Raw genomic sequence first — 12,646 nt, forward strand, 5'->3', positions numbered from 1 at the left:
CTCCTTCTTGTCCCTTCTTATCGTAAAAATACTTATACAGCGTACAAGTACTCATTTTTTGACTTTTCTCCCCACTTGGCACAATTTTTTGTTTAATAAGGAGTTATCTATTTGGCATTCCTCATAAAAATGTCCAAACCAATCTGACGTTCCTCATAAAAATGTCAGATCATATTAATAAAAACCAAAATCGCCAAACCTATGATAGCCAAAATTGCCATCAGAGCATGCTATCTGCTATTCTTATTTGTTTTCAGTTTAAGCACTAAAGCTCAACTGAAAGCTGATTTTAGTAGCTTTCCGCAGAGCGGATGCTCCCCACTGTTAGTTCAATTTTTTGACAACTCTACAGGAACCCCCACTCAATGGAGATGGGATCTGGGAAACGGAACCATTTCATTTTTACAAAGTCCGTCGGTTACATATTTTGAACCAGGGCAGTACAATGTAAAATTGGTTATTAAAAATGCCAGCGGTTCAGCGGATAGTATCACAAAAACTAGCCAGATCACCGTTTTTTCAAAACCTTCGGTTGACTTCACAAGCAATGTTACTATCGGATGTTATCCTTTAACAGTAAAATTTACTGATCTGAGTCTTGCGATGAGTGGCACTATTGTAAGCAGACAATGGGATTTTGGTGATGGTACCGGTTCGGATGAAATGAATCCGGAACACATTTATAATGAATCAGGCAATTATAATGTTACATTAAGAGAAACAAATAGCAATGGTTGTGTAACTACACTCTCCAAATCTTCTTATATAAAAATAACCAGTGGTGTAAAAGCTAATTTCACTAACACAACTCCTACTGTTTGTGGATTTCCCGTTACCATCAATTTTCAAAACACTTCTACAGGAACAGGAAGTTTAACTTATCAGTGGAATTTTGGTGATGGCTCCACTTCTACAGAAGAATCTCCTTTACATACTTACACTACCGGAGGAAGTTACACGGTAAGATTGATCACAACAAATACAAGCGGCTGCTCTGATACTGCACTTAGATCAAACAGCATTGCTGTTGGCAATATTAAAGCAGCTTTCAGTTCCGCTAATGAAGCTTGCGTTGGCACTCCATTCAATTTACAAATAACCTCACTTGGCACACCTACTTCAGTTAAATGGGATTTTGGCGACGGCTATACTTCTACAGACAATAACCCACAAAAAATTTATGCTGCTGCAGGTACATATAAAATTAAATTAATAGCTTATTTCGGAGCATGTGAAGACTCTGCTTTCAAAACAGTTACAGTATTACCAAGACCAACTGCAACTTTTTCAATCACCGGAACTACTACTTCTTGTAAAGCCCCGTTAACGGTTACTTTTGAGAATGCCAGCATCGGCGCAGATTCTTACAAATGGGATTTTGGTGATGGTACTACTTCAAATCAATTCTCCCCTTCACATACTTATACCAAAGAAGGGAAGTTTACTGTTTCATTGGTTGTAACCAATGCTACAGGCTGTGCGGATTCAGTAAAAAAATCGGATGCGATCAAAATAACTATGCCACAAATTTCTGTAAAGAACTTACCTGATAGTGGTTGTGCTCCTTTCTCAAAATACTTTTCATATGCTGCAGACGAAATTGATATCTGGAGCGACTACACATGGGATTTTGGTGATGGCACCACTTCTACTGATGCAGGTGTTTTACATACTTATAATGATACAGGCTTATACACAATAAAATTATCTGCAAAAACATTTGACGGATGTTATGATACTGTAATTGTAAAGAATGCAATTAAAGTAACCACTAAACCAGTACCTGATTTTATCGGTGACAGAGAAGCTTGTGCAATTACACCTATAAGTTTTACAGATAAAACAACCGGTACTGTTACAAAATGGTTGTGGGAATTTGGTGATGGAGGAAAATCTGAAGACCAGAATCCTGTATACCAATATTCCGACACAGGCTTTTTTGATGTAAAGCTAACCGTTTGGAACGGAGGCTGCTTTGATACGGTAAGATATAATGACTATGTATATATTAAAGCTCCTATCGCAAAGTTTAATGTTGTTTCTGATTGTAAGAAAGCTTTTGATAGAACATTTGAAGACAAATCAATTGGCGCTGACGAATGGAGATGGGATTTTGGCGATGGTAGTACTTCTACCGAACAAAATCCTGCACACACATATTCTGCAATGGGAACATACACTGTAACATTAGTGGTGTATAACAAAACCACGGGCTGTGAGTATCTAACAAGTAAAGAAATTCAAATCGTTTATAGTAAAGCAAACTTTTTTGCCTCTGATACAATCATTTGTAAAAACAATGCTGTTACATTTACAGTACCTCAACCTGATAAAGCTTTTGTGGTTAATTATGAATGGAATTTCGGTGATGGCTCTACAGCTGTAAGTACAGGCGGAGAAATTGCTCACACCTACAAAAATGCAGGTTTATATGATGTTCAATTGATCATCACGAATACTTTAGGCTGTAAAGACACGTTGGTGAAAACAAAGTATGTACAGGTAGATGGCCCCACAGCAAAATTTGTTTCATCTGTTGCAGGAACATGTTTAAAAACTATCGTCAATTTTTCTGATAGTTCTTACAGTGACGGAATTCACCCAATCGAACAATGGTCGTGGAATTATGGAGATGGATTCAAAGAAACATTGACCACTCCTTCATCACAACACACATTTAATGTTTCAGGATTATATACGGTTGCTTTAAAAGTTACCGACAGCAAAGGTTGTACCGATTCTTTTGCTATACCAAAACCGGTAACCATTGCTCAACCAAAGGCTGCATTCAGCTCAAAAGATACTTTATCATGTCCTGGTAAACCAATACAATTCACTAACCTTTCTAATGGTATTTCATTATCGTATATCTGGAATTTTGGTGATGCAAAGACCGCAACAGATAATAATCCTTCGCATCTTTATGGCGTTGATGGTAATTATGATGTAAAATTATTGGTAACGGATATGTACGGTTGTAAAGACTCTGTAACCAAACCAAGCTATATCAAAATTGTTATGCCGGTTTCAAACTTTACAATGAGTGATTCATTCAGCACTTGTCCTCCACTGGTAGTAGCATTTAAAGACATTTCTAATGTATTTGTTTCAAGGAAATGGGATTTTGGTGATGGCACTTTCTCAACACTAAGTAATCCTTCTCACTTTTATAACTATCCCGGAACATACAAAGTAAAATTAACTATTACAGGGCCAGGTGGGTGTATTGACACAAAAGAAAAAACAATTGAAATAAGGGGCCCTAGAGGATCATTTACTTATACTCCGCTGAAAGGTTGTAGAGATCTGAAAATAGATTTTGATGCAACGGTGCTTGATAAAGCATCATTCATCTGGGATTTTAGTGACGGTACAGTGGTAAGCACGAATGATTCTGTAATATCTCATACCTATAAACACTTTGGAGAATATGTCCCTAAAATGATCCTGGTTGATCCGCAAGGTTGTCAGGTTCCTATTTACGGTAAGGATACAATAAAAGTAAGTGGTGCTGCTGCCAAATTCAGTTTTACCGATAAAGCAATATGTGATTCAGGATTCGTTTCATTCTCTGATTCATCAGACAGCTATGACAAAATAATAAATTATAGTTGGGACCTAGGTGATGGCGTAACATCAATTGATCAGAATGCGACACACAAATATTCAGCACCTGGTTCTTATATACCTAAACTTATCATTAAAACTGAAAATGGTTGTATAGACACCGCTGTATCTACATTACCAATAAGAGTTGTTGCATCGCCTAAAATAAGCATCACTAATTTCAACAATGGTTGTGTACCATTGGTTACCGGATTTAGTGGCAATCTTTTAGCAGCCGACACATCTGTTCTAAGATGGGAATGGGATTTCGGAAATGGAAGTACTTCTAATCTTCAAACTCCTTTAAAACAAACATATAGTGTTGCTAACGACTATATGGTTAACTTGAAAGTTACCAACAGCAGTGGCTGTTTTGATACCGCAATAAGAAAAGTAGAAGCATACCCTATACCGGTTGTAAATGCAGGGGAAGATGCATGGGTATGTTTGGGTAAGAATTATAAATTAAAGGCCACAGGAGCTAGTACATACAGCTGGAATTATAATAAGACATTAAATTGTCTTGATTGCGCCGATCCGACTGCAACTCCTACCGGCGCAGAAACCAGATACAATGTTACAGGTACAACAGAACATGGTTGCGTTGCATCAGATGAAGTTATTTTGAAAGTACAAAATCCTTTCAAAGTTACCGTAAGCAAAACAGATACACTTTGTAAAGGCTCTTCTGTAGAAATAGCCGCAAGTGGTGCTGATAATTATTTATGGATACCATCTACAGGATTAAAATCTGTTACAGATGCCAAAACTATTGCAACTCCTGATACCACAACTATATACAAAGTGATCGGATCTGATGCAAGGGGCTGTTTTCAGGATACCGGCTCAGTAAGGATAAAAGTATATCCTATCCCTACTGTAGAATTAGGAGAAAACAAGGTCGTTAACGTTGGTCAGACAATCACACTAAACCCGGCTATTTCTAAAGATGTTACTCAGGTTATATGGACGCCGCAAAGCTTTATCGTAAGCGGACCAAATTCTTTACCTGATATTACATTGAAACCGAAACAAACCACCGAATATACACTTGAAGTAAAAAATCCGGGAGGATGTAAATCAACAGATAAAGTAACAGTATTTGTTATTTGTAACGGAGCAAATATATTTATGCCAAATACTTTCTCTCCAAATGGAGATGGAGCGAATGACGTTTATTATCCAAGAGGTACAGGTATTTTCAGCATAAAAACACTACGCATTTTTGGTCGCTGGGGAGAATTGGTTTACGAAAGAAGCAATTTTAAAGCTAATGATGCAACTGCAGCATGGGATGGCACTTACAAAGGCATAAAATTAACACCGGATGTATATGTATATACGATGGATGTTCTTTGTGAAAATAATGAAGTGATCCCTTTCAAAGGAAATATTGCCCTTATACAATAACGATGGTTTGGTTTTTATTAATTATGACAAGATCGGCCCTATGGGCCGATTTTTGTTTGTAGTAACATTTCTACTAATCGAAATTTCAAAATGAGGCACGATTTTTGAAACTGCTGTAACTATTGCTGACATTGAATTTTACCGATTTTATAGCATGACAATTTGTTTCAAAAAATCATTCAATTTTAATACTAAATGTTAAACTAATACGTTTATATATAGAGGCGAATAGATTAGTGAATATCCAAAATCCAATGACATGAAAAAAACCGTACCAAACCTATTTTTGGGCCTGCTCCTGTTAATGGCAGCATCCCAGGTCAAAGCACAAGACATTCATTTTTCCCAATTTTTTGAAGCACCCCTATTAAGAAATCCGGCATTGGCAGGACTTTTTAACGGAGACTTACGTCTTCAGATGGTTTACCGAAATCAATGGAATAGTGTTACCGATGCTTATCAAACCGGCTCATTAAACGGAGAATACAAAATACCCGTAGGAACCGGAGAAGACTTTATCAGTGTTGGCGGACAGATCTTATATGACAAATCGGGCACAGCTCAACTAACGGCTACGCATATACTACCTGTATTCAACTATCATAAATCTTTGAGCGAAGAAAAAAACAAATATTTATCAATAGGTTTCATGGCAGGTTTAGTTCAAAGGAGTATCAACAGAAGTAAAATAACAACCAATAGCCAATTTGATGGTTCATCTTATAACCCAAATTTAAGTGACGGAGAAACTTTTGATAAACCTACCTACTCATATTTCGACGGAAGTGTAGGGATGAGCTATAACAGTCAGATGGGGGAAAATCCCGACAATAATTATTTTATAGGGCTAGCGTACCACCATTTTAACAGACCTTCTAATATTTCTTTTTACTCCACTTCTACCAATAAAATGTTAGCAAAGTGGGTTCTTTCAACCGGTATAAAATTTAATACTAATGATTATACTTACATAACGCTGCATGCAGATTATTCTAAACAAGGTCCTTATACCGAAACGATTGGAGGCTTTATGTATTCAATGAAATTAGATGATCCTGTAGAACCAAGATATTTACTACATGGTGGTGCTATGATCAGAATGAATGATGCAATTATCCCGGTAACAAAAATTGAGATGAAACCATTTGCGGTATCTGTAAGTTATGATGCTAATATTTCTTCTTTAAAAACTGCCAGCAAGGGCCGGGGAGGATTTGAATTAGGCATCTCCTATCAGAAATTTTTTGAAAAAAACAATACCAGTAAGAACGCAACAAGATGTCCAAGATTTTAATACCAAACAATTACTAGCAGAGACAAATTACACCAGAACAAGTTAACACGAATCATTACCACAATATTGCGATTTTGGATTGTTTGGATACATGAGAAGCCTTCGATAAAACGAAGGCTTTCTTGTTTGTGGTAATACGTACGTATTTTTGGCAAGAAATTTTATCTGCTATGCGTACAACCATTTTATATTCTTTGCTACTGTTGTTGTGCAATTTAGTGAATGGGCAAAAAGTTTCAGAGATGTTACTCTATCAACAAACCATCCCTAATTCGATCAAGACCGATCTTTCCGAAAAAACTATTTTAGTAAATGGAACCTGGCGTATCTATTTTGTTACAAAGCCTACGATTACTATGTATGCCCCGGAAAAACCCAATGGCATTTCTGTAATAATTTGCCCTGGCGGTGGTTATATCCGTTTATCCATCGATAATGAAGGAGTAGCTGTTGCAAAAGCCCTGAATACATTAGGTATAACTGCATTTGTTTTAAAATATCGCTTACCTAATGATACCATTATGTTTGACAGGTCTATCGGGCCATTGCAGGATGCACAGCAGGCCATCCGTATGGTAAGACAACATGCTGCTCAATGGGGATTAAAAGAAAACAAGATCGGTATTATGGGATTTTCTGCCGGCGGACATTTAGCCGCTACCGCTGCAACACATTTCAATTTCATTGCCAATGGCACATTAAAAGACAGTATTTCCTTAAAGCCTGACTTCGCTATTTTACTATACCCAGTAATAAGTTTTGCAGAAGGGATTATGCATAAAGGCTCTAAAATTAAATTGCTCGGTGAAACTCCTTCTCAGGAAAAAATAATATTCTTTTCTAATGAATTGCAGGTAACAAAAAATTGTCCCCCGGTATTTATTGTACATGCCGGAGACGACCCGACAGTTCCTGTAGAAAACAGCATACGTTTTTACCAAGCCTGTATTGAAAAAAATGTTCCCGCAGAAATGCATTTATACCCAAAAGGAGGCCATGGATTTGGGTTATACAATACCACCACTGAAGATAAATGGATGGATAGATTAAGTAATTGGATAAAAGGTCTGCAATAAATTTATCAAACCCAATATCTTCTAATACCTGCTAAAAGATGCAGCCAACGCAATTCCTATTAACCCCAACACAGAAAATATCAAACTGACGATTGCTATAATTCCTGAAAAACGAAAATAAATTTTCAGGTTTTTAAACGCCGTTACCAGGTTTTCCTGATCCGATGCTTTTAAAGCCACCTGCGCTTTTTTTGCAAACTGAAACAAAACCTTCGACATAAAAAAAGCTACAGCTGCAATTAAAAGATATACCCCCATTACAGAACCTCCTGCCATCACTCCAAAATCACCACTATACCTTCCTCCCATCATACCTGAAAAAAAAGTACCGGCTGCCAACGCTCCTATTCCTATCAAGGCGCTTATAACAAAGCCGGTAATGCCTAAAAACTTTGCCCACATTATTGTCTCCTTTAAGTGACCAGCAGTAATGCTGTCTATGATCAGATCATTTTCCAGCAGGTTTCGATTTTGCTCCATGACATAAATTTTGTTTCCTATAAATGTAGTTACTAAATCTATAGACAGATATTAAATGCGTCACTAATTTAATAAGCCCTTGCAAACAGTACTCTTTGTGTACTTGCATTGCCTGTTAGAATACATGTACCTGCTTCTGTTGTATTATTTAAAGGAATACAACGAATCGTCGCTTTTGTTAACTCTTTGATCTTTTCTTCTGTTTCTGGCGTACCATCCCAATGAGCAGAGATAAAACCGGCTTTTTCATCCAATAGTTTTACAAACTCCTCCCAGTTATCTGCATTGGTGATACGCTCCTCTCTGAATGATTTAGCCTTATTATAGATAGCTGTCTGGATATCTGCCAAAAGATTGATAATATTTTCTCCTAACCCATCAATACTCATGCTCATTTTTTCTTTAGTATCTCTACGGGCAACCTCCACTACATTATTGGCCAGATCTCTTGCCCCGATAGCAATACGTACAGGCACCCCCTTCATTTCATATTCAGCAAATTTCCAACCTGGTCTGTTATTATCATTATCATCATACTTCACTTTTACTCCTGCTGCTTTTAATTCTTTTACCAACGCATGCACCTTCTCATCGATCTGTTGTTTTTGCTCATCTCCTTTGTAAATAGGCACAATAACTACTTGTATCGGGGCCAATTTCGGAGGCAAAATCAACCCGTCATCATCACTATGTGCCATTACCAAAGCACCTATCAAACGTGTACTTACACCCCAGCTTGTAGCCCACACATAATCCAGTTTATTTTCTTTGTCGCTAAATTTTACATCAAATGCTTTCGCAAAATTTTGTCCTAAGAAATGCGATGTTCCAGCCTGTAATGCTTTACCATCCTGCATCAGCGCTTCAATACAATAGGTATCTACTGCACCGGCAAAACGTTCGTTAGCTGTTTTAACTCCCTTAATAACAGGCATTGCCATAAATGTTTCTGCAAAATCTGCGTAAATATTCAGCATTTGCACCGTTTCGTCTACAGCTTCCTGTTGGGTAGCATGTGCCGTATGTCCTTCCTGCCATAAAAATTCTGCTGTGCGTAAAAATAATCTTGTACGCATTTCCCAACGCACCACATTGGCCCATTGGTTTATCAAGATAGGTAGATCTCTGTATGACTGTATCCAGCCTTTATAAGTGTTCCAGATAATGGCCTCACTGGTAGGACGAATGATTAACTCTTCTTCCAGTTTTGCTTCAGGATCTACCATTAATTTACCTTTATGATCAGGATCGTTTTTTAAACGATAATGGGTTACAATAGCACACTCTTTTGCAAAACCTTCTGCATTTTTTTCTTCTGCTTCAAATAAACTTTTAGGAACAAACAAAGGAAAATATGCATTCTGATGTCCGGTATCCTTAAACATCTTATCCAATACATCTCTCATGTTTTCCCAAAGCGCAAAGCCATACGGTTTAATTACCATACACCCCCTTACTGCGCTATAATCGGCTAATCCGCCTTTTATAATTAGATCATTGTACCACTGAGAATAATCCTGTTCTCTGCTTGTTATTTCTTTACTCATACCCTGTTCCTTTACGGTATTGTTTTATAGTTTAAACTGTTTGATTTAGCACATCTTTAACATCGTTCAAAATAACTTTGACTTGTATGGCAAAGATTTTGAACCTGTTAACGATGCAGCCTTAATCCTGCAAAAGTAGTAACTTCATTTTTAATAGTTAAAACATACTATCATGAAAGCCAAATTTTTACTTATTGCCCTTTCAATAGCAGCTGCCAGTAGCTGTACTTCGGCCTACAGATCTGGTCAAACTCCCGATGACGTATACTTCTCTCCTGCTCGTACATATGAGGAAAACAGAAAAGATGATAACAGGGATGATCTAATAAGACAAGAAGCTCAGGACAGAGTGATTCGTTTGGGAATTAATGATTATCGTTACAGAAACCTGGATTATGATTACTACGATTATTCCTACTATCCATACAAATACGGGTATGATTATGGCTACTATTACAATCCCTATTATTATCCTTATCCCGTTTACAATAATCCCATTACACCAGCTCCTGCTAAACCAAATACGACGCCTCGTAAAACAGATCTGAGCAGTTATAATAACGGATATAATAATACAAACAGCATCAATAACAATAATAAACTTGCACCAAAAATGGGTGCTGTTACTCCTTCAAGAACCTACAATAACAATAATACGAATTACAACAATTATAATTCAAACACCAATACTAATAGCAATAATACTACCCGTAGCTATACCCCATCAACGAATAATAATTCGAGTAGCAGCAGTAGCTCTTCATCATCTGGTAACAATAGTTCCGGCACTCCTGTCAGCAGACCAAGCAGAAGCGGAAATTAATACTATCCTATAAAAACTTTGCTGCCGGTAATATTACCGGCAGTTTTTAAAAAAATAGCCATGAAAAAATTTATACTCCCCATTCTATTATTATTCAGCATACATTCATTTGCCCAGGTACCGGAAGATGCATTGAGGTATTCATTTTTCCCTCAGAATGGCAGTGCCCGAAACCTGGCAATTGGTGGCGCCATGGGCTCTTTAGGCGGTGATATTACCGCCGTATTTGTAAACCCTGCAGGCCTGGGCAATTACAGAACCGGCGAATTTGTTTTTACTCCAGGATTTTTTTTGAATAACAATAAAACTGATTTCAGAAGCTCATTTGAAAAAAATAAAGCAAACAGTTTTTCTTTCGGAACATTTGGCGCAGTAGTGGGATTTAATAACAATTATCGATCCAACACCAGCGAAGCGGTTAGTATAGCCGTAACGCAAACCGCCAACTTTAATAACACATTACACTACAAAGGTTTTAATAATTACAGTAGTCGTAGCGAACAATTTGCTGAGGAATTTGCAAAAAGCAACTATACCATCGATGAAGTTTTGAATAGCAATTCTCCGATGCCTTATACAGCGGCGCCAGCATTATACACTTACCTTATAGACACATTTACCATAGATGGCAATACACAGGTAAAAGGATTGCCGGAATTTATTCTTGCAAACGGGCAGGCATTGTTACAGGAAAATACCGTCAAAACAAAAGGCGGCATGTATGAACTTGCAGTAGGATATGCAATGAATAAAAATGATAAAATATTAGTTGGTGGAAGCATTGGTCTGCCAATCATGGATTATAAGAACACCACTACTTTTAGAGAAAGTGATACCTCTTCCAATACCACCAATAAGTTTGGTTATTTTAATTACACTGATGAATTCAGTACGCTAGGGGTAGGTGTAAATTTAAAGTTGGGAATAATCTATCGTCCTAAAGAATATATCCGTTTGGGATTAGCTGTTCATACACCTTCATATATGTTTACATTAACAGATAAACACCAAACAACACTCGAAGCCCAAACTGAAAATTATGAGGGGTATCAAAGTGTATCATCCAACACCTTTACAAATGGACGCCCCGGAGAAAGCAAATATACTATGCTTACACCCTGGAAAGCCATGATAAGTGGTAGTTACGTATTCAGAGAGATACAGGATGTAAGAAAACAAAAAGCATTTATTACTGCCGACATAGAGTATGTTAATCACAAAGGATCAAATTTTTTCAGTGCCGCTGAGAACCCAACTGCAGAAGATGCTGCTTATTACAAAGCATTAAGCAAAGTAATAAAGCAACAGTATAAAGGAAACTTCAATTTCAGGGTTGGCGGCGAATTAAAATTCAATACCATTATGGGCAGATTGGGGTTTGCTTATTATAGCAATCCCTACAAGGATGCAGCATTAAAAGCAAACAAAATGCTGGTAAGCGGCGGATTAGGTTACCGAAATAAAGGATTTTTTGTTGATCTGACTTATGTGCATTCATTCAATAAAGATGTAAATTTCCCTTATCGCTTAGCCGATAAGGATAATACTTTTGCAACAGTAAAAAATCAAAGAGGAAATATTGTAGCGAGTGTTGGAGTGAAATTTTAAAAAATGCTGTCAATACAAAAAAATGCCGGATAATATCCGGCATTTTTTTATTCGTTTTCATTTCCCATTGCAGCCTGTTTCATCTTATGAACTGTTTCTGCTCCGAGATATGTATTAATTCGATTTTCGGCTAAATAAATTACAGGTGTAAGCAATATTGCCATGGTAAATTTATACGCATAATTCACAGCACAAATGGCTAATACTAATTGCCAGCTCCATCCTTTACCAATTTTAAATGCAATAAAGAGAACAATAAAACTATCTACCAATTGCGATACCAATGTAGAGCCCGTTGCTCTCAACCACATTTTCTTTTCGCCTGTATACTTTTTTATTTTATGAAAAATTGTTACATCCACGATTTGACTCACCAAAAAGGCAGTCAAACTTCCAAAGATGATCCACATCCCCTGCCCAAAAATACCATTGAACGCTTTGCTCATATCCGGTATGCCATCCTGAACTCCAGTGCCATACCAGAAATCTGCTGGAGGCACAGCCATAGCAAAATAAAACATTAGAAACGCATAGCTGATCAATGCCACAGCAGTATATGATATCCTTCTAACAGCTTTTGGACCGTAATATTCATTTACAATATCTGTCATTACAAATTCCAAAGGCCATAGCAACACACCACAGGTAAGACTTACTGATAATCCACTTTGGCCAAACAAAGTAAAATTGGAAGGCGACATACCAAATAATTTTTCCAATGAAAAAATCTTGGTCCCAATACATTCTGCGATGAGTGCATTGGCCACAAAAAAAGCGGTAAAAATTACAAACAATTTTGTGG

At 37.2% G+C, this 12,646-nt stretch carries 8 protein-coding genes; 5 read left to right on the forward strand and 3 right to left on the reverse strand.

Features of this window, described 5'->3' with window-relative positions; translation table 11 throughout:
* Positions 1-201: 201 nt before the first annotated feature.
* The 3 genes from LK994_RS14250 (at position 202) to LK994_RS14260 (ending at position 7,386) form a co-directional block, all read left to right on the forward strand.
* Complete coding sequence (locus LK994_RS14250; protein WP_229760769.1) at positions 202-5,016, forward strand: PKD domain-containing protein; 4,815 nt, start codon at positions 202-204, stop codon at positions 5,014-5,016.
* A 259-nt stretch (positions 5,017-5,275) separates the two neighbouring features.
* A complete protein-coding gene (locus tag LK994_RS14255) occupies positions 5,276-6,310 on the forward strand; it encodes a PorP/SprF family type IX secretion system membrane protein (RefSeq protein WP_229760770.1) in 1,035 nt (344 codons plus the stop codon).
* Between the two features lie 242 nt (positions 6,311-6,552).
* Positions 6,553-7,386 (forward strand): alpha/beta hydrolase, encoded by an 834-nt coding sequence (locus LK994_RS14260; protein WP_229760771.1) that lies wholly within the window; start codon positions 6,553-6,555, stop codon positions 7,384-7,386.
* A gap of 21 nt (positions 7,387-7,407) precedes the next feature.
* Here LK994_RS14260 and LK994_RS14265 read toward each other — a convergent pair whose 3' ends face one another.
* Together LK994_RS14265 and proS are read right to left on the reverse strand one after the other, a co-directional pair.
* Entirely contained in the window at positions 7,408-7,866 is a 459-nt protein-coding gene (locus tag LK994_RS14265; protein WP_229760772.1) for a DUF5362 family protein, read from the reverse strand.
* A 68-nt stretch (positions 7,867-7,934) separates the two neighbouring features.
* Positions 7,935-9,413, reverse strand: a complete 1,479-nt coding sequence (proS, locus tag LK994_RS14270) for a proline--tRNA ligase (RefSeq protein ID WP_229760773.1) — start codon at positions 9,411-9,413, stop codon at positions 7,935-7,937.
* Between the two features lie 172 nt (positions 9,414-9,585).
* On the opposite strand from proS, the gene LK994_RS14275 reads away from it, so the two are divergent.
* Together LK994_RS14275 and LK994_RS14280 are read left to right on the forward strand one after the other, a co-directional pair.
* The gene (locus tag LK994_RS14275) at positions 9,586-10,236 is read left to right on the forward strand and encodes a hypothetical protein (protein ID WP_229760774.1); all 651 of its coding nucleotides are present in this window, start codon (positions 9,586-9,588) and stop codon (positions 10,234-10,236) included.
* Positions 10,237-10,296: 60 nt separating this feature from the next.
* Positions 10,297-11,844, forward strand: coding sequence for an OmpP1/FadL family transporter (locus LK994_RS14280; protein WP_229760775.1), 1,548 nt, complete (start codon positions 10,297-10,299; stop codon positions 11,842-11,844).
* A 47-nt stretch (positions 11,845-11,891) separates the two neighbouring features.
* On the opposite strand, the gene LK994_RS14285 is transcribed toward LK994_RS14280, so the two are convergent.
* Positions 11,892-12,638, reverse strand: a complete 747-nt coding sequence (locus LK994_RS14285) for a queuosine precursor transporter (protein WP_229760776.1) — start codon at positions 12,636-12,638, stop codon at positions 11,892-11,894.
* Between the last annotated feature and the right edge of the window lie 8 nt (positions 12,639-12,646).

The sequence above is a fragment of the Ferruginibacter lapsinanis genome (assembly GCF_020783315.1).
Taxonomy (GTDB): Bacteria; Bacteroidota; Bacteroidia; order Chitinophagales; family Chitinophagaceae; genus Ferruginibacter; species Ferruginibacter lapsinanis.

Coding starts and splice junctions, on each gene's coding strand:
- LK994_RS14260 (WP_229760771.1), top strand. CDS start 6,553: ATGTTACTCTATCAACAAACCATCCCTAATTCGATCAAGACCGATCTT.
- LK994_RS14265 (WP_229760772.1), bottom strand. CDS start 7,866: ATGGAGCAAAATCGAAACCTGCTGGAAAATGATCTGATCATAGACAGC.
- LK994_RS14255 (WP_229760770.1), top strand. CDS start 5,276: ATGAAAAAAACCGTACCAAACCTATTTTTGGGCCTGCTCCTGTTAATG.
- LK994_RS14275 (WP_229760774.1), top strand. CDS start 9,586: ATGAAAGCCAAATTTTTACTTATTGCCCTTTCAATAGCAGCTGCCAGT.
- LK994_RS14280 (WP_229760775.1), top strand. CDS start 10,297: ATGAAAAAATTTATACTCCCCATTCTATTATTATTCAGCATACATTCA.
- proS (WP_229760773.1), bottom strand. CDS start 9,413: ATGAGTAAAGAAATAACAAGCAGAGAACAGGATTATTCTCAGTGGTAC.
- LK994_RS14250 (WP_229760769.1), top strand. CDS start 202: ATGATAGCCAAAATTGCCATCAGAGCATGCTATCTGCTATTCTTATTT.